The 18,962-nt window shown below is 61.3% G+C and carries 16 protein-coding genes; 4 read left to right on the forward strand and 12 right to left on the reverse strand.

What is annotated here, in order from left to right; all coding sequences use genetic code 11:
* Nucleotides 1–11: 11 nt before the first annotated feature.
* On the reverse strand, nt 12–659 hold the full coding sequence (locus tag B1781_RS15830) for a DUF1287 domain-containing protein (RefSeq protein ID WP_334223752.1): 648 nt from the start codon (nt 657–659) through the stop codon (nt 12–14).
* 50 nt (nt 660–709) lie between these two features.
* On the opposite strand from B1781_RS15830, the gene B1781_RS15835 reads away from it, so the two are divergent.
* A complete protein-coding gene (locus B1781_RS15835; protein WP_164513420.1) occupies nt 710–1,561 on the forward strand; it encodes a phytanoyl-CoA dioxygenase family protein in 852 nt (283 codons plus the stop codon).
* Between the two features lie 27 nt (nt 1,562–1,588).
* Here B1781_RS15835 and B1781_RS15840 read toward each other — a convergent pair whose 3' ends face one another.
* Complete coding sequence (locus tag B1781_RS15840) at nt 1,589–1,921, reverse strand: glutaredoxin family protein (protein ID WP_164513421.1); 333 nt, start codon at nt 1,919–1,921, stop codon at nt 1,589–1,591.
* Between the two features lie 238 nt (nt 1,922–2,159).
* On the opposite strand from B1781_RS15840, the gene B1781_RS15845 reads away from it, so the two are divergent.
* Entirely contained in the window at nt 2,160–5,666 is a 3,507-nt protein-coding gene (locus B1781_RS15845) for a sensor domain-containing protein (protein ID WP_078120588.1), read from the forward strand.
* Nucleotides 5,667–5,714: 48 nt separating this feature from the next.
* Here the strand turns inward: B1781_RS15845 and fliJ are convergent, their stop codons facing one another.
* The 9 genes from fliJ to B1781_RS15890 all read right to left on the reverse strand — a co-directional run bounded on the left by fliJ (nt 5,715) and on the right by B1781_RS15890 (nt 15,559).
* Nucleotides 5,715–6,146 carry a flagellar export protein FliJ gene (gene fliJ, locus B1781_RS15850; protein ID WP_078120589.1) on the reverse strand — a complete coding sequence of 144 codons (432 nt, stop codon included), beginning with the start codon at nt 6,144–6,146 and terminating at the stop codon, nt 5,715–5,717.
* Between the two features lie 6 nt (nt 6,147–6,152).
* Nucleotides 6,153–7,532, reverse strand: coding sequence for a flagellar protein export ATPase FliI (fliI, locus tag B1781_RS15855; RefSeq protein WP_078120590.1), 1,380 nt, complete (start codon nt 7,530–7,532; stop codon nt 6,153–6,155).
* A complete protein-coding gene (locus B1781_RS15860) occupies nt 7,519–8,214 on the reverse strand; it encodes a flagellar assembly protein FliH (protein ID WP_078120591.1) in 696 nt (231 codons plus the stop codon). The genes fliI and B1781_RS15860 overlap by 14 nt, the downstream gene beginning before the upstream one ends.
* Nucleotides 8,214–9,242: a flagellar motor switch protein FliG gene (gene fliG, locus B1781_RS15865; RefSeq protein WP_078120592.1), complete on the reverse strand. Its 1,029-nt coding sequence runs from the start codon at nt 9,240–9,242 to the stop codon at nt 8,214–8,216. The genes B1781_RS15860 and fliG overlap by 1 nt, the downstream gene beginning before the upstream one ends.
* Nucleotide 9,243: 1 nt before the next feature.
* Nucleotides 9,244–10,938: a flagellar basal-body MS-ring/collar protein FliF gene (gene fliF / locus B1781_RS15870; RefSeq protein WP_078120593.1), complete on the reverse strand. Its 1,695-nt coding sequence runs from the start codon at nt 10,936–10,938 to the stop codon at nt 9,244–9,246.
* Nucleotides 10,939–10,991: 53 nt separating this feature from the next.
* A complete protein-coding gene (gene fliE / locus B1781_RS15875; RefSeq protein WP_078122097.1) occupies nt 10,992–11,309 on the reverse strand; it encodes a flagellar hook-basal body complex protein FliE in 318 nt (105 codons plus the stop codon).
* An 81-nt stretch (nt 11,310–11,390) separates the two neighbouring features.
* Nucleotides 11,391–12,767, reverse strand: coding sequence for a sigma-54-dependent transcriptional regulator (locus tag B1781_RS15880; protein ID WP_078120594.1), 1,377 nt, complete (start codon nt 12,765–12,767; stop codon nt 11,391–11,393).
* Nucleotides 12,764–13,966, reverse strand: coding sequence for a sensor histidine kinase (locus B1781_RS15885; RefSeq protein WP_078120595.1), 1,203 nt, complete (start codon nt 13,964–13,966; stop codon nt 12,764–12,766). Before B1781_RS15885 ends, B1781_RS15880 begins: the two co-directional genes overlap by 4 nt.
* Nucleotides 13,967–14,077: 111 nt before the next feature.
* Nucleotides 14,078–15,559, reverse strand: a complete 1,482-nt coding sequence (locus tag B1781_RS15890) for a sigma-54 dependent transcriptional regulator (protein WP_334223753.1) — start codon at nt 15,557–15,559, stop codon at nt 14,078–14,080.
* Nucleotides 15,560–15,767: 208 nt separating this feature from the next.
* Here B1781_RS15890 and B1781_RS15895 point away from each other — a divergent pair, with 208 nt between their 5' ends.
* Nucleotides 15,768–17,048, forward strand: a complete 1,281-nt coding sequence (locus tag B1781_RS15895) for an HlyC/CorC family transporter (RefSeq protein ID WP_078120596.1) — start codon at nt 15,768–15,770, stop codon at nt 17,046–17,048.
* 154 nt (nt 17,049–17,202) lie between these two features.
* The gene (locus tag B1781_RS15900) at nt 17,203–17,583 is read left to right on the forward strand and encodes a PilZ domain-containing protein (protein WP_078120597.1); all 381 of its coding nucleotides are present in this window, start codon (nt 17,203–17,205) and stop codon (nt 17,581–17,583) included.
* A gap of 3 nt (nt 17,584–17,586) precedes the next feature.
* Here the strand turns inward: B1781_RS15900 and radA are convergent, their stop codons facing one another.
* On the reverse strand, nt 17,587–18,960 hold the full coding sequence (radA, locus tag B1781_RS15905; protein ID WP_078120598.1) for a DNA repair protein RadA: 1,374 nt from the start codon (nt 18,958–18,960) through the stop codon (nt 17,587–17,589).
* Between the last annotated feature and the right edge of the window lie 2 nt (nt 18,961–18,962).

An 18,962-nucleotide genomic window follows, 5' to 3' on the forward strand; every position in this document is an offset into this window, starting at 1 on the left:
GACCAACAACATCACTCAGTGGCGGTATCCGGGTGGTAACGGTAGTGCCCGGTGATCGGATAGCTGAACAGCATATCTTCCAACTGCGGGCCGGCACCGATGTTGTGTACGATCATCGGGTTACCGGTGTCGCGTTGGATCTTATCGGTAACGATACCGATGTGCGGTAGATTGCCGGCCACCATCCATGTCACCAGATCGCCGGGTACATAGTCGGCAGCGCGCTGGGTAACCGCCAATGACTCGCCGTGGCGCGTGAAGAACACCTGCAGGTTGGGCACGCGACGATGGTCGATATTGCGGTCCGGCCGCGTCAATCCCCAAAAACGTCGCGACGGATACAGCGAGAAACTCGCGACCATGTCTTCGTGCACCCGTTGTTGCAGGTCGATACCCAACGATCGGTAACTGCGCACAACAACGTCCGTACAGACACCGCGGTCAGCCGGTACATCACCGCCGGGATAGGCGATCGAATAGTAGGTGCCGTCATAGGTCACATCGTACTGGGTGCGTTCCAATGCGGCCGCAACCAATCGCTCTTCAAACGAATCGGCGAACAACGGTCCGGCGAGAAATAACAAAGACGGTACTAACAGGCGGGTGGGAAATCGCGTCACTCGCTCGACAGACCGGACCACGAACGCTACTCCTTGCACTGACACTTCTCCTTTCGTTGTTTGTAGTCCGGCTGAACGCTGATCGACATGTGATCATCGTATCGACTCGGCGAGTCTTAACACCGATCAAGTACACGGCTTTCGCCCTGCAACATCGGGTAGTAGATTACGCTGTTATCGCACTTCGTTTCAAAACCGGATTGGCTTTTTTTTGCCGCCGCATGGATGAACTGAAAGAAATGCTACCAGGCCCCAGATCGTTGATTGAAAAACTGCAACAAGATGGCTTCGCGTTGGTCCGCGGCCTCGTTAACCTGCATGAGGTAAACAACCTCAGCCAAGCGATTGCACCGCAAGCGACCGCTTCCCGTTCAGCCGGGGTCCGTGGGCTTGCCGGCAAGGTCCCTGCCGTCGGCCTACTGGCACAAACGCACAACATCCGTCAGCCGGTCGACATGATTCTCGACCCTTCGGCCCGCCTGGTCAGATCCATCCTGTTCAGGAAAGACGCACAGGTTAACTGGCACGTGAACTGGCATCAGGACGTGACCATCGCCGTCGATGGCACGACGGAGGATCCGCAGTACTCCGCGTGGTCGACAAAGGAGCGAGTCACGCATGTGCAGCCACCCTTGTCCGTCCTGCAACGCATGTTGACCGTCAGGATCCACCTCGACGTTACCGACGAAGACAATGGCGCATTGTGCGTGATCCCGGGGTCGCACCGTATGGGGAGAATCGCGGCATCAGAGGTCGCCACGGTGGCGAAAAATGCGGAACAGACCATCTGCCGAGCACAGCCGGGCGATGCACTGCTGTTCCACCCATTGCTGGTTCACGCCTCACACAAAGCAAGTAGCGATCGACCGCGTCGAATCATTCACCTCGAATACTGCGATGCACCGCTGGCGCAAGGCCTCAGCTGGGTGGATACGGCCTGACTTGAGCTGTTGTCAGGTTCCAGGCCGTCACTGCGCGATACCGAGTTCCGCCAGCAGTGCCCTTTTGTCGAATCCGCGAATCTTACGGTCTCCGACAACGATCAAAGGCACACCCCTGCCCCCCAGTCGGTCGAACTGCGCTTTTCCCTCGCTGGATTTCTCGATATCCACATCGAGGTACGAGACGCCATGGTCGGCGAACAGGCGTCGCGCCTGGTTGCAGTAGCCGCACCATGCAGTGCCGTACAAGATCACTTCGTGATCTCCGGCCACTTGTGCGGGTGAATCGAAAAAGCCGACGATTTTTTGCCAGTGCTGAATCGAGGCCAAAACCAAAACAACAAACAACAGTTTCTTCAAAGTCGTAATCCCTTTCTTAACTCGACGAAACGGTGATTGGCTTTTTCAGTCGCGGATGCGCCGGGGAACCTTGTTCACACCAGAATCAGTCTTCGCTGCATTCTAACGGCTAATCGCCTGCCGTTCCGCTCAACACCGGTTCGCAGTGCGTATCAGAACCTTATGCCTGATGTCTCGACGCAGACCGCAGACGGCCCGTTTATTCGATAAACCGTTCCCATAAACGCTTCATTATTAGGTGAATCCGCCGTTAAACCTGGACAACACCAAATCCAATACCCGGCCGATGCCCCGTTTGCCCGAATACACCGCCCAACAAAGCATCGAGAATTCGCGTGCGCTCGAGAAGCGTGTGCGCATGATGGCAGTCCTTGGGATTCTCATTACCACCTTCGTTGTCGGCGGAATCGCGACGACCCTGCTCTATCGATCACTGGCATCGACGCTGGAGACTCAATTGCACTCAGCCATCGAGTTGCAGGCCTCGGCGCTGGATGCCGAATTGGCGCGGATGAGCAACATCACCAGCCAGATCACCAGTCGCACGCGCATCCGCCAAGAACTCGAGCGGTATACCCAGGGCGAGATCAAGCTGAGCGCACTGGTCGATTTCTCGGTGCCCAAGCTCGCCGATGCGATGCACTCCAACCACGACGTGGTCGGCATCACGCGACTGTCGCCATCCGGCGAGGTGCTGCTCGAGGTCGGCACGGCAATCGATCGCGGCCTGTGGCCTTCACAGTACATGAGCGGCGATCTGCGCCTGGGTATCCCGCAAGACGGCCTGCTCGTCGTGTCGTCGCCGATCCGCAATCGCTCGATGCAGATCGCAGGTTTCGACCTGGTGATGTTCAAGGACGATCGGCTGCGCGCGGTCATTCGAGAGTTCTTCACGCGCTTCGAACATGCCGGCCAGATCCAGGTCGCGTCGCTCGTCGAGGGTCGTGTCCGGCGTTTCTACGATGCCGACAATGCTTTCGGCACGTTGCCGGATGAGGTGCTCAAGGCCGAGATTCTGGAAGAGATCAACCTCGGTATCGGCGAAGGCCTGCATTACCTGCCTTCGGCGGCAGTGAACGGAGGTGAGTTCGCGTCGGTGCACCGGCGGATAGGCGGCACCCCCTGGGTCATGCTGTACTTCGCGGACCCCCACGAGTTCTTCACCGCCGCCAGGCTGCAGGCAGGCACGGCCGCACTCGCGGTGCTGCTGCTCGCCGGTATCGGCATCTATGTCACCAACCGGATCATTCATCCCCTGGTGCAGAAGATCTCGATTGAGACGCACAAGCTGCAACGCACGCTGGCGCGTAACGAGCAGCTGCTCGATGCCGTGAAGGTCAACGAGGCGAAGCTGCAGGCCGTCATCGACAACGCGCCCGCCGTCATCTACATCAAAGACCGGGACGGTAAATACATTCTGGTCAACAGCAGCTACGAACGACTGGTCGACCTTCCGCGCGAACAGATCATCGGCAAGTTCGACCACGACCTGTTTCCCGACGACATCGCGGCAACCACCCGCGCCGGTGACCTCGAGGTATTGGCCACCGGCAGGTCGTTATCGATCGACGAAAAAGCGCCACATGCCGACGGCATGCACGACTACCTGTCGACCAAGTTTCCGCTGCTCGACGCCAAAGGCAATGTCGACGGCATCTGCGGCATCTCGACCGACATCACGGACCGTAAACGTGCGGAACGTCGCCTGGCACTGACCCAGACGACGGTAGACCGCGCCAATGTCGGCGTCTACTGGGCCGATGCCAGCGGCAGGTTACTGTATGCCAACGACAATGCCATCGAGAAGCTGGGGGTCCAGCGGCGCGAGATCGATAGCATGCACCTCACCGATGTCACGCCGTCGTTCGAGCGCGAGGACTGGCATACCCATTGGGAGATCACCAAGCATCGCGGCAGCATGCATTACGAGACCGAGTTTCATCGCAAGAATGGCGAGCCCTACCCGGTCGAGGTGTATGCGAACTATCTCGCCTTTGCCGATCACGAGTATTACATCGCCTTGGTACACGACATCAGCAGGCGACGTGAGTCGGAGAGCCAACTGCGCCAGTCGGCCACGGTATTCGACTGCACCGCCGAAGCTATCGTGATCACCGATACCAACGGCGTGGTGCGCGACGTCAATGCCGCCTTTACCGAGATCGTCGGCTACGAACGCGAAGAGGTCATCGGTCAAAAACCCAACATGTGGAAGTCGGACTTTCACGACCAATCGTTCTACGCCGACATGTGGAATTCGATCATCGAGACCGGCGAGTGGCGTGGTGAGATCATCAACCGCCACAAAGACGGCTCGGTTGCCCCGGCCTTGTCGGCAATCAGCACGGTTACCGACGAAAACGACAATCCGGTCGGCTACGTGGCGATCTATACCGACATCAGCCAGATCAAGGAATCGCAGCAGCAGCTCGCCCACCTCGCCCATCACGATGCGCTGACCAACCTGCCCAACCGCATCCTGTTCAACGAGCGTCTGCAGCACTGCCTGGACCGCGCCGAACGCCGCGGCGGCCGGGTTGCGGTCATCTTCGTCGACCTCGACAACTTCAAACATGTGAACGACAGCCTGGGCCACTCCTACGGCGACAAGCTGCTGATCGAGGTCGCCGATATCCTCAAATCGGCACTGCGCCACGATGACACGGTCGCGCGCATCGGCGGCGACGAATTTACGATCCTGCTCGAAGAGGTCGAGACCAAGGAAAAGGTCGTGTCGGTCATCGAGAAGATCATCGAGGCCTTCGATCGCGAGTTCGCGCTCGGTGCATCGACCATCCGTGTTACGCCAAGCCTCGGCGTCAGCATCTCGCCGGACGACGGCCGCGATGCCGACACGCTGATGCGCAACGCCGATGCCGCGATGTACCGCGCAAAGTCTTTGGGGCGCAACAACTACCAGTTCTATACCCAGGAGCTGACCAAGATCGCCTTCGAACGCATGCACCTGGACAGCGCGCTGCGCAAGGCGATCCCACAGGGTGAATTCAACCTGCTGTACCAGCCGCAGATCGATTTGGCCGATGGCAGCATCGTCGGCATGGAAGTACTGGTGCGCTGGCACAACCCGGAACTCGGGCTGGTGCCACCCGATCAGTTCATTCCGATCGCCGAAGATAACGGCCTGATCCTGCCACTCGGCGAATGGATCCTCGAAGTCGCCTGTCGCCAGGCCTACGAGTGGCTGCAGGCCGGCCTGCTCAAGGGCACGATGGCGGTGAACATCTCCGGGGTGCAGGTGCGGCGCGGCGATCTGGCGACGGTGGTGCGGCGCGTACTGGCCAACACCGGCCTACCCGCCGAGAAGCTCGAGTTGGAGGTCACCGAGAGTTTCATCATGGGCGAGTCGCAACAGGCGATCGACATCCTGAGCGAGTTGCGCGATCTGGGGTTGACCCTGGCGGTCGACGACTTCGGCACGGGCTATTCGTCGCTGTCGTACCTCAAGTCGCTGCCGATTCATGCATTGAAGATCGACAAGTCGTTCATCCGCGACATTCCGGAAGACGGCAACAACATGGCAATCACCCGCGCCGTCATCGCGTTGGCCAAGAGCCTGAATCTCGAGCTGGTCGGCGAAGGCGTCGAGACCGACAGTCAGCGACGCTTCCTGCTGTCCGAGGGCTGCCAGATCGGCCAGGGCTTCCTATTCCAAAAGCCGTTGACGGCCTTCGAGATGGAACGCCTGCTACGCGATGAAAACGAGGTTGCCCGGGTGGCGCATTGACGGCGCCCAGGACGGGACTTAAAAGAAACTCGAAACAGCGCGAGATGTTCAGCGCTTGCGCTGGGCGCGCTCGTCGGCTTCGTTCTGCTCTTTCTTGTCGCTGATCTTGCGCTCTTCGAGGCGCATGCGGTCGACCGCATTGTCCATCGCTTTCGACTTGGTGTACCGACCGCGCCAGTCGGTCTTCTTGGTGTCGCAATGCACCTGCGACTGGGCAACGATCTCTTCCTGCTGCGCAATCGCGGTCTCGAGTTTGCTGATGAACACTTGGTACTCGAGCACTTGGCCACTCGACAGGCCGCTGCGTGCCGCATTCGAGAAGCGCTCGAGGTATTCATTGAGGTACTGACGCAGTTCCGCAAGCCGTTGCTTGGCCGCCTCGCGCTGCTTGAGCGATTCACCCAAGGCCGCCGCTGCCTTACGCTCACGTTGCGACACAATCTTCTGGATCGGCTTGAAGCGTTCAGACGGCGGTGACATCTATCCTTACCCCATTCCGGCGGTGGCCGGCATATTGTCCTGAGGGAACAACGACATCAGGTCCTGCAAACTGTCATCAAGACCGTGTCGCGTACGCATATCCTGATGCAGAAACTCGCGCAGCGAAGGTATCGCACCGATCGCCAGATCGATCTGATCGTTCGACCCGACCTCGTAGGCGCCCACAGAGATCAGATCGCGGTTCTGCTGATACAGACTATAGAGCTGTTTGAACTCGCGCGCTGCCTGTTGGTGGCCCACGTCAGTAATTTCGTTCATCGCGCGACTGACCGACGCCTCAATATCGATCGCCGGATACTGGCCCTGCTCGGCCAGGCGTCGCGACAACACGATATGCCCATCGAGTATGGCACGTGCCGCGTCGGCTATCGGATCATTCTGATCGTCGCCTTCGGCCAACACGGTATAGAAGGCGGTAATCGAACCGCCGCCACGATCGCCGTTCCCAGCGCGCTCGACCAGCTGTGGCAGTTTGGCGAATACCGACGGCGGATAACCCTTGGTGGCGGGCGGCTCGTTGATCGCCAGGCCGATCTCGCGTTGCGCCTGCGCAAAGCGGGTCAAGGAGTCCATCAGCAGCAACACGTTCTTGCCCTGGTCGCGGAAATACTCGGCGATGGCGGTCGCCAGCATGGCGCCATGCATGCGGCGCAGCGGCGGCTGATCGGCCGGCACCGCGACCACGACCGCGCGTGCCAGGCCTTCCTCGCCGAGGATGTTGTCGACGAATTCCTTTACCTCGCGGCCACGTTCGCCGATCAGCCCGACGACCACGACATCGGCATTGGTATAGCGCGTCATCATCCCGAGCAGCACCGACTTGCCGACGCCGGAACCGGCAAACAGACCAAGCCGTTGCCCGCGGCCGACACTCAACAACGAGTTGATCGCGCGGATACCGACATCCAGCGGCTCACGAATCGGGGTACGCGCCAGCGGGTTGATATAGCCACCGTTCAGAGGCCAACGCTTGGTGGCGTGCAACACGCCACGACCATCGAGCGGTTTGCCGCTGCCATCGATGATCCGGCCCAACAACTCATCGCCGACGGCCGCCTCACTGACCCGCCCGGTAGGTACGACACGTGCGTCGGGTTCGAGTCCATGGATATCGCCGGTCGGCATCAGGTACAGGCTCTCGCCGGCAAAGCCGACCACTTCGGCCTCGATGCGCTCGCCGGTCGCGTTGATGACATCGCAACGCCCACCGATAGCCGCACGACAGCCGACCGCCTCGAGCGTGAGCCCGACCATGCGGGTCAGCTTGCCTTCGACCACCAGGCCACGGGTGCCGCCCAGGCGGTCGCCCAGACGCTTGATGCGCGTCGACCAGATGGCATTGCGATCTGTCTCAGGCAGCGCCATCGCCAGACTCCTCGCCGTCTTGCTGGCGTTCGCCGGCGAGCAGCGGTGCAATCAGACTGCTCAGGCGCGAATCGAGCGTGGCGTCGACCTGCGAGGTGTCGGTAAAGATGCGACAACCGCCGCGCTGAATCACCGGGTCTTCGACGATCTGCCACTGTTGATCGTGCTCGCCCATGGTATAGGCATCGCGTACCAGCACGGCATCTTCCGGATGCAGTACGACACGGATGTTGCGCGCACTGATCGGCAGGATGCTCAACGCCTCGCGCACCACGCCGACGATCTGCCACGGATCGAGTTTCACCTCGCGCCGGATGAGCTGGCGCACCATGTTGATCACCAGCGTGACGACTTCGTTTTCCAGTTGCTGGTCGAGTTGCTCGAACGGCTTGTCCAAGGCGTGCAACAGCGTATCGAGTTGGGCGACACGCGCCTGAATCTCGGCGCGCCCCTGCTCCAGACCCTCACGATGGCCGTAGGTCATGCCTTCCTTGCAACCCTGTTCGAAACCCTCGGCGTGCGCCGCCTTCTGAATCTGGTCGAGCTGGGCTGCGGTCAACAACCCGGGATTTTCATCGATCTGGGGTTCGTTCTTCTCGCGGACGCTGGGCGGTTTCCATTGCGTGACGCCCTGCGTGCGCGAACGGATAACCTGGGTGCCGCTGGGCTTACGCTCGCTCATCAAACGAACTCTTCGCCGCCGCTGCCACCGAGGTTGATCTCACCGGCATCGGCCAGGCGACGCGCAACGGTAAGGATCTCTTTCTGCGCGGCTTCGACATCGCTGAGCTTGGCCGGCGGTGCTGCCTCGAGATCGTCTTTGAGCATCTCGGCCGCACGCGACGACATGTTCTTGAAGATCTTGTCGCGCAGTTCGGTCGGCGCGCCGCGCAACGCAAGCAACAGTTGATCGGACGAGACTTCGCGCAGCAGGGTCTGCATGCCGCGATCGTCGACGTCGATCAGGTTCTCGAAGACAAACATATTGTCCTGAATCTGCTGCGACAGGTCCTCGTCGACCTCGTTGATCTGCTCGATCACCTTGGCTTCCATAGTGCCGTCGACGAAGTTCAGGATATCGGCGGCCTTCTTCACGCCGCCCAAGGTCGACGACTTGACGTTGCTGCCGCCGGAGAACTGTTTCTCGAGGATCTCATCGAGCTCCTGCAGCGCTGCCGGCTGAATACCTTCGAGCGCGGCAACCCGCATGATGATGTCGGTGCGCACACGCTCCGGAAACTCGGCCAACACACCGGCCGCCTGATCGGGATCGAGAAACGACAACACGATAGAGATGATCTGCGGGTGTTCCAGGCGGATCAGTTCGGCGATCGCGCGCGGGTCCATCCACTTGAGTTGTTCCAGGCCCTTGCTGTTACGGCCCAGCAGAATCCGATCGATCACGCCGCCGGCCTTGTCCGCACCCAGCGCCGAGGTCAGCATGTTGCGGATGTATTCGTCCGAGCCGACGCCCAGCGAGGTCTGCTCGCCGATCGCACCGACGAAGTCCTGCATCACCAACTCCATCTGCGAGTTGGTGACGTTGCTCAGGCTGGCCATCGCCAAGCCGATCTCCTGCACCTCTTTCGGCCCCATGTGACGCAGGATCTCGGCAGCGTGTTTCTCGCCCAGCCCCAGCATCAGCAAAGCCGAGCGTTCGACACCGCTCAGCTTCTGGATCTTCTGTGCATCACTGCTTTGTTCCGGCATGTCAGGCCGCTTCCTCTTTCACCCAGGTCTTGACCAACTGAGCGACCCGCTTCGGATCCTCCTCAACCAGCTGACGTGCGGCGTCCATGATGTTTTCGTACTTGCCGCCACCGGGCAGACGGATCGGCTCGCCGTCGCTGCCCAGCAACATGTCTTCTCCCTCGCCGTCTGCGCCATCGCGCAACGGCCCCTCGACACTGGCCGCGCCACCACCGGCGCCTGCCATGGCCGGCATGCCGGCCACTTCGGCATGCGTGGCCGTCAGGCGCTTGATCGCCGGGCGCAGCACCATGAAGATCAACAGCACCACCAGCAACAGACCGCCGACCTGCTTGACGATATCGAGGAACCAGCCCTGCTCCCACAGCGGCACCTCGGGCAGATCAGCGACCGGCTCGGGCACCAGGAAGGAGCTGTTCATGACCCGCACGCTGTCGCCGCGACGCGCATCGAAGCCCACCGCTTCGCGCACCAGTTCGGTCAGGCGTTCGATCTCTTCCGGCGTGCGCTCACGCGTCGTCACCGCACCGTCTGCAGCGGCCGTCGCGATGTCGTCGACCACCACCGCGATCGACAGGCGACGCAGCGCCACCGGCGACATGCGGGTATGGCTGACCACGCGGTCGAGTTCGTAGTTACGGGTTTGCTGCTTGCTCAGATTGAGCGGCGTACCTTCGGCCTCGGCCCCACCCTGGGCAACGGCATTCTCCGGTGCAGCACCGGCCGCCGGCGGCTGGTTGCTCAATGCGCCCGGGATACCGCCGGCAGCGGCACCGTTGCGCGATTGCTCTTCGTTGACCTGCTCGCTGCGCAGCGCCGGCTGATCCGGGTTGTAGCGCTCTTGTGTCTGTTCGGTAACCGTGAAGTCGACGTCCGCCGTGACCTGTGCACGCACCCGGTCGCGACCGACGATCGGCGCCAACAAGGCCTCGATGCGTTCACGGTAGTGATCTTCGATGCGCCGTGTGTGTTCGAACTGGGTCGCTGACAGCTTCATCTCGCGATTGTTGACGTCGCCGCTGAGCAGGCGACCCTTCTGATCGACGACCGTGACGTTGCCGGTTTCCAGTTCGGGCACGCTCGATGCAACCAAGTGCACAATCGCTTCGACCTGTTCATCTTCGAGTATGCGCCCGTTATGCAGACGCAGGGTGACCGATGCGCTCGGCGGCTGACGCTTGCGCACGAACACCGATTGCTTGGGCATTGCCAGATGCACGCGTGCGCTCTGCACCGCGCCGATGGTTGCAATGGTGCGCGCCAACTCGCCCTGCATGGCCTGTTGATAGCGCGCCTTCTCAACCAGCTGGCTGGTGCCGAAACCGGTGTCCTGTTGCAACAGCTCGAAACCCATACCGGCACTGTTGGGCAAGCCCTGGCCGGCGAGTTTCATACGGATCTCTTTGATCTTGCCGGATGGCACCATCACCATGCCGGTGGCTTCGTCGACGCGGAACTCGACGCCGGCCTGCTGCAGCGCCTCGATGACCTGGCTGGCGTCCTTCTCAGCGAGGTTGCCGTATAACGGCGCGTAACTCGGTGCCTGCGACCACAACACGACAGCGACGCCCAGGGCGACGCTCGCCGCGATACCGACCATCACTGCAACTTGGCGAACCCACGGGTTGTCGACCACGTTGCCCATCGCGTTCCCACCGGGTGCAGGAAGACTTTTAGCGCTGCCAGCTTCGGCCATCGTTCGAATCCGTTTGCGTTGTTCTACTCAAGATCGGGGGTTGGATACCGGCGTTACACCGGCATGTTCATGACGTTTTTGTAGGCTTCGACCAGCTTGTTGCGCACCTCGACCATGGCCTGGAACGACACGCTGGATTTCTGCACGGCGATCATGACGTCGGCCAGGTCGATGCCCGGCTGGCCCTGCTCAAAGCCGGTCTTCAACGCATTGGCGTTTTGCTGCGTTTCGTTGACGGCACTGATCGACTTGTTCAACAGGTCGCGAAAATCGTTCTCGGGCACCTGTTGCATCGCCTCGGCGCCGCCCATGGCCTGCGCACGTGCGACTCGCATCTGGGCCAAAACCTGGTTGATTTCCGGAGTACTCATCGTGCTTCGCCTGTCGTTGTGTTCGGTTTTTTGACGCACCCGCGCCTATGGCGTCTAAGGTGCAGTTTTCACGCCAATTTGTTATCGCGGGATCGCGACGCCGGCCTCGCGCAGCTTCTGCAGCTTGTAGCGCAGCGTGCGTGGGCTGATGCCGAGGATCTCGGCGGCCTGCTTGCGACTGCCGTTGCCGTTGCGCAGCGCATCGAGAATCATCTGTTCCTCAACGTTGCGCAGGTCGTCGGTAAGGCGGCCCTTGGCGTTGAGATCCTCGACCGGCGCGGCATTTGCGGGCGTTGATGCGGGAATGACCGCAGCCGGTGCCGGCACATTGCCGTCCTGGAATTCGAAGTGGATATCCCGGGCGGCGACCTCACGGCCGTTACTCAGGATCAGCGCACGCTGCATCAGGTTGTCGAGTTCGCGCACGTTGCCCGGCCAGTCGTGTGCCAGCAGGCGCGCCTCGGCATCCGGCTCGAAAGACGGCAAGGTTTCGCCGCCGCGCAGGTGCCGGCCCATCAGATGCTTTGCCAGCGGCAAGATGTCGCGCGGCCGCTCGCGCAGCGGCGGCAGGGTCAGCGGGAAGACATTCAAGCGATAGAACAGGTCTTCGCGGAAACGCCCCGCCGCGACTTCTTCACGCAAGTGTCGGTTCGACGTCGCCAACACGCGCACGTCGAGTTGAATCATGTCGCGACCGCCGAGGCGTTCGACCTCGCGTTCCTGCAACACGCGCAACAGCTTGGCCTGCAACGGCAGGCTCATCTCGGAGATCTCGTCGAGCAGCAGGGTACCGCCCTGTGCCTGTTCGAACTTGCCGGCACTGGCACGTACCGCACCGGTGAAGGCACCTTTCTCGTAGCCGAACAATACCGCCTCGAGCATGTTGTCCGGGATCGCTGCGCAGTTGATCGCGACGAAGGCGCCGTCTGCACGGTGCGAGCGCGCATGGATATAGCGCGCCAAGACTTCTTTGCCGGTACCCGACTCACCGCCGATCATCACCGTCGCGTCGCTCGCGGCGACCCGGTTGGCCAGTTCGACCAGCTCGCGGGTGCGCAGATCCTCGGCCACCATCTGGCCGTTCTCGATCTGATGATGCGGCAGATAGCGCTCGACCTTCTCCAGCAAGTCATCGACCTCGAACGGCTTGGCGAGGTAATCGACCGCACCGAGTTTCATCGCCTCGACGGCCTGTTCAACGGTGCCATAGGCGGTCATGACCAGCACCGGCAGATCCTGAAAGCGCGAGCGCAGGTTGCGCAACAGCGCACGGCCGTCCATCGGCCGCATCTGCACGTCGGTCAACACCATGTCGACCTGGTCGCGATCGAGCTTGGCCAGGGCCTGTTCGCCGTCAGTGGCATTCAATACTTCGTAGCCCGACAACGTCAGTGTGTCGGTGAGCGCTTGAGAGAGTGCGCTGTCGTCTTCTACAACCAGGATACGCGAGGGGTTCATGAGACGTGGCTCCTCGGAGTTGTCTGCGCCTGAGCAGGCGTCGGGATCGTGGGAAGTTGGATTTCGAATCGTGCACCTGCGAGCGCCGACTCACCGGCGCGCACCGCGCCGCCGTGTTCGAGCACCACGGCCTGCACCACGGCAAGACCGAGGCCGGTGCCGCGTTCGCGGGTGGTGAAGAACGGGTCGAAAATGCGTGACGCGGCGGCCGCGTCGATGCCGGGACCGTTGTCCTCTACCGCCAGGCAGACGCTGTCGTCGTCACCCCGGCAGGCGCTGATGCGCACCTGCACACCTTCGCCGCCGTGGTTCATGGCGTTGTCGATGAGGTTGCTGAAGGCGCCGGCCAGCGCATCGAGATTGCCGGCGATCCAGGTATCGCAGACCGCATCGAGTTGCAGGTCGACATCGACACCGAGCTGGCGGATGCGCGGCTGCAGGCCGGCCAACGCGGTGGCGACCACGTCGGCGATGCGGATCGGTTCGTTGCGGAAATTGCCGCCGCGGCTGAAGGCCAGCATCTCGCGTACCAGCGCTTCGGTATGCCGCAGGCCGGCGAGCAGCTTTTCACTGAACTGCTGACGTTGTTCTTCGTTGAGTCCGCCCTTGGCCAGCTGGCCGGCATACAACACCGAGGTCGACAGCGGCGTGCGTACCTGGTGGGCCAGTTGCGCGGCCATCTCGCCCATCGCGGTCAGGCGGTCCTGACGTTCGACGCGCTCCTGCAGACGACGTTGATCGGTCACGTCGACCACAACCAGGATCCGGCCACGGTCGATCAACGGGCGCTGCGACACGCTGACATGACGTCCGTCGCGCAACCGCCAGTCACCCGGGCCGGGCTCGGCCTCGACCACTTCCTGCTTGACCTCGCTCCAGCGTCGACCCCAGGCAAGTCCGGGAAACAACAGCTCGGCAGCAGGATTGAAACGGTCAACGCGGTCGCGCATGTCGACCAGCACGATCGCCGCCGGTAGCGCTTCAAGCAACACGCCGAGCTGATCGGCCAGGTGCTCCTTTTCGGCACGTTCGGTCAGGCGTTCCTGGCGCGAGCGGTTCAACTCTTCGGTCAACGCGGCGACGCGACCTTCGAGCTGTCCATAGGCCGACGTCAGTTGTTCAGACAACTGATTGAACACGCCAAAGGCCTGTTCGAGCTCTAGCGATTGGCTGACCGGTTTGCTGCGTGCTGTGGGCATGTGGCTGTTTTCCGTTGCCGCAATGAATCTGCGGAGGGAAACAGCAATTCGTATGCCATCAATTGAATATGTTTAAAAACAGCAACTTAAGCGAAGAACTAAACGATTACGTCAAAGGCCCGTCAGCTCTTGGCCGCGCTGGAGACCGTACTTGCGCAATTTTTCGACGAGTGTCGTACGCCGCATCTTCAGTTTCTTGGCGGCATGCGCGACCACGCCGTTGGATTCTTCGAGGGCCTGTCGGATCAGGCTTTGTTCCATGTTGGCGAGATGCACCTTGAGGTCGATACCCTCGGCCGGCAGGCGCGGCATGCTCGACACGGTATTGGGCTGGTCGCCGTGCATGCTGACGACCGGCAGGGATTCTTCGTCCGCCGGGGTTTCGACAGCCGGTACCGGGATGCCGGCACGGAACTTCTCCGGCAGGTCACCGACGTCGACCACACCATAGGGGAACAAGATCGCCAGGCGCTCGATCAGGTTGGCCAGCTCGCGCACATTGCCCGGCCAGCGATAATGCGTCAGCGCGGTGATCGCAGCCGGCGTCAGACGCACCGAACCGCGCTTTTCATGCTCGATACGTGCAATCAGATCGTTGACCAGTACCGGGATGTCTTCGACCCGCTCGCGCAGCGGCGGCACCTCGATCGGGAATACGTTCAAGCGGTAATAGAGGTCTTCGCGGAAATTGTCTTCGCGAATCGATTGCTCGAGGTTGCGATGGGTGGCCGCGATGATGCGCACGTTGCAATTGATCGTGCGGTTGCTGCCGACCCGTTCGAAGGTGCGTTCCTGCAGCACACGCAGCAGCTTGACCTGCATATGCATGCTCATGTCACCGATCTCGTCGAGAAACAGCGTGCCCCCCTCGGCAAGCTCGAAGCGGCCCTGGCGCGCGGTGATGGCGCCAGTGAATGCCCCTTTCTCGTGACCGAACAGTTCACTTTCGAGCAGATCGCCCGGTATCGCGCCGCAGTTCACCGGCACGAACGGCCGGCCGCGGCGCTTCGAATGATAATGAAGCTTGCGCGCCACCACCTCTTTGCCGGTGCCGGATTCGCCGAGGATCAACACGGTGGCGTCGGAATCGGCCACCTGCTCGATCATCTTATTGATGCTGCGCGTCGCGCGACCGTTGCCCGACAGACTGCGGAACAGCTCGAGCGGGCGGCGCGGCGCCTCGCCGTGGCGCTGCGATTCGTCGAAAACCTGCGCTTTATGCAGAAGAGACGAAATTGCGTCGTACTGACAAGGCAGGCGCAGCGTGCCGAGCACATCGCCGCTAACCAGCATTTCGTCACCGGACTTGTCTTGGATCTGGATCAGCGCCGGGCGCGGGCTGAGTTCGTTGATCGCGCTGAGATAGGCACTGCGATTGCCGGCCTCGAGCTGGCTGCTCAAGAATACGGCCATGGAACGGTCGTTAAAGCGTTGCGACACGCGCTTCAAATCTTCTGGCGATTCAGGCACATGCACGTCACAGTCAATAAACTGCAAGATGTTCTGCAGGTAATCGAGCGATGACGCGTCGGACGTCACAAGCATTACGGTCGCGGCATTCAAAGGTTGACCTTCTTCGTCATCGGGCGTCATCCGATCTGCTCCATTGCCCCACAGCAGGCTGATTCGTCCAGAAAACTGCTTTATTTCACAAAGTTAAGCATGCGCCTCGCGGCATGTCAAAAAAACGTCAGATAGCAAAAGTCCGCTACGCAGCGATATCCGTCGATGCGTGCTTGACAGCACCCCCACTCCGCTCCTAGAAAGGACCCCTCTGCCGCAGTAATTCGGACTCGTCCTGTTGAACGATCTGCCCCTGGGCGCGCTCTTCGGCGCCCTGATCTTCCTACTCGTTTTGTCTGCCTTTTTTTCCGGTTCGGAAACCGCCTTGATGACGCTGAACCGCTACCGGCTGCGCCATCTGGCGAGCGCCGGACACCCGGGCGCCAAGCTTGCCGAGAGGCTATTGAAGAACCCCGACCGCCTGATCGGTCTGATTCTGCTGGGCAACAACTTCGTCAACATCCTGGCTTCGTCGCTCGCCACCGTGATTGCGTTGCGTCTCGGAGGCGAGGGCGCGATAGCGATCGCCGCGGGCCTGCTGACGCTGGTCGTGCTGATCTTCTCGGAAGTAGCACCCAAGACCATGGCGGCGCTGTATCCCGAAAAGCTGGCCTTCCCTGCCGCCTGGATCTACACACCGTTGCTGCGCGTACTCTTCCCGATGGTTTGGCTGGTCAACCTGATCGCCAACAATGTGCTGCGGGTGCTCGGCATCTACCCGGAAGACGCCGAGGGCAATGCGCTAAGCCACGAGGAGCTGCGCACGGTCGTCAACGAAGCCGGCGCAATGATTCCCAAGCGCCACCAGAAGATGCTGCTCAACATCCTCGATCTGGAGAAGGTCACGGTCGACGACATCATGGTGCCGCGTAGTGAACTCGACGGCATCGACCTCGACAACCCGCTCGACCTGATTCTCGAACAGCTGGAACAGACGCCCTACACGCGTGTGCTGGTGTATCGCGGCAGCATCGACCAGGTCGTCGGCTTCCTGCATTCACGGCGCGCCATGCAGGCACTGCTCGACAACGAGCTGACGCAGGAAGCGCTCGAAGGACTGATTCGCGAGCCTTACTACATTCCGAAAGGCACGCCACTGAACCGCCAGTTGCTGAATTTTCAACGCAACCGTCGGCGTACCGCACTGGTCGTCGATGAATACGGCGACGTCCTCGGGCTGGTGACGATGGCCGACCTGCTCGAAGAGATCGTCGGTGAATTCGCCACCGACCCGTCGGATGCGATCGCCGACGTCCAGCCGCAGGACGATGGCAGCTTCCTGGTCGATGGTGCCGCCAACCTGCGTGAACTCGTCAGGACCATGCACTGGGAGCTACCCACCGACGGCCCCAAGACGCTCAATGGATTGATCGTCGAGCATTTAGAAAGCTTGCCGGAGAACGGCACCTCGTTGCTGATCGCCGGCTACCCGGTCGAGGTCGTGCAGACGCAGGACAACGCCGTGAAAACCGCCCGCATCCGACCGGACGAGCGACGCGAGACCGCCAGCGACGACTGATAACCCGCGGGATCTGGCGGCTACCCTCCTGGCCTACCCGACCACCAATGCTATGTTTGATCCTAGTAAGCCATGCGGTGCCGTCGTCGCCGGCGGACTTTAGTTCTCGAAACGGTCTGCCGCTAACAACGCAACCAACACCAGGACGCAACACATGTCAGACACCTCCAACGAAGAGCGCCGACACTTTCACCGTATCGCGACCGATAAACAGGTGGTCATTACCCACGACGGTACGGAACTGCACGGCACGGTGCTGGATATCTCGCTGCACGGCCTGCTGTTCGAAACCGACGTGGCATGGAACGTCGAAAGCGGTGCCACGGTGCGTGCGCACGTCGTGCTCAACGACGAGACCTGCTGCATCGATATGGAGGGTGAGGTCGCGCACGTCGAAGCGCAACGGGTCGGCCTCAAGTGTGTCAGCATCGATCTGGACAGCGCCAGTAATCTGCGCCGCCTGGTCGAACTCAACCTTGCCGATGATGCACTGCTGAAGCGTGAACTGGCGGAGCTGGTCGCCAACCAGGACTGACAACTAATTTACGACGGCATCGATCGCTTCGCTGATCCGCCCCACGGCGATCACTTCCAGCCCTTCGATCGCGCGCTTCGGCGCATTCGCACTCGGTACGATCGCGCGCTTGAAGCCGTGCTTGGCAGCCTCGCGCAGGCGCTCCTGACCACTGGGCACCGGTCGTATCTCGCCGGCCAGACCAACCTCACCGAACGTCGCCAGATCGCCAGGCAAGGCGTGATCGCGAAAGCTCGACAACACCGACAGCAATACCGGCAGATCGGCCGCGGGTTCAGTGACGCGCACGCCACCGACAACATTCAGAAATACGTCCTGATCGAACATGCCGATACCGCCGTGACGGTGCATGACGGCGAGCAGCATCGACAGTCGGTTCTGTTCGAGACCCAGGGCGACGCGTCGCGGGTTCGCCAACGGGCTTTGGTCGACCAGGGCCTGCACCTCGACCAACAACGGTCGCGTGCCTTCACGCGTGACCAGGATGCAGCTGCCCGGCACCTGCTCCTGGTGGCGCGACAGAAAGATCGCCGACGGGTTGGCTACTTCGCGTAGCCCCTTGTCGGTCATCGCAAACACGCCAAGTTCGTTGACCGCGCCGAAGCGGTTTTTGATCGCACGGATCAAACGATACGGGCTGCCGCTCTCGCCTTCGAAATACAGCACGGTGTCGACCATGTGTTCGAGTACACGCGGTCCCGCCAGGGCGCCTTCCTTGGTTACGTGGCCGACCAGAAACAATGAAGTGCCGGACTGCTTGGCATAGCGCACCAGGCGCGCGGCCGATTCGCGCACCTGCGCCACCGAGCCGGGCGCCGACTGCAGCGATTCGGTGTAGAAGGTCTGAATCGAATCGAGCACCAGCACCTTGGGCTTTTCAACCGCGATCAACGACAGGATGCGTTCGACACAGGTCTCGGTCAGCAGCCGCAGTTGCTCTGTCGGCAGACCCAGCCGGTGCGCGCGCATGCTGATCTGTTCGGCAGACTCTTCACCGCTGACATAGATCGCCGGGTGATCGCGCGCCAACAGCGCCAGGGCCTGCACGAGCAAGGTCGACTTGCCGATCCCGGGATCGCCGCCGATCAATACCACCGAACCGGTGACCAAGCCGCCGCCCAACACACGATCGAGTTCATCGAGCCCGGTCGGCAGGCGTTCGTTTTCCTGCGCGACGACTTCGGAGAGATTGCGGATGCGTGCCGTGTCTTCAGCGCCCGCATAGCCACTGAAACGCCCATCGGCTTTCGGCGTCGGCGCAGCGACGGTTTCCTGCAGGCTGTTCCATGCACCGCAATCGCCGCACTGCCCTGCCCACTTCGGCGACTGCGCGCCGCATTCAGAACAGACGTAAATCGTCTTGGCGGCCTTGGCCATAC

The sequence above is a fragment of the Thiosocius teredinicola genome (genome assembly GCF_002009425.1).
In the GTDB taxonomy this organism is placed as follows: Bacteria; Pseudomonadota; Gammaproteobacteria; order Chromatiales; family Chromatiaceae; genus Thiosocius; species Thiosocius teredinicola.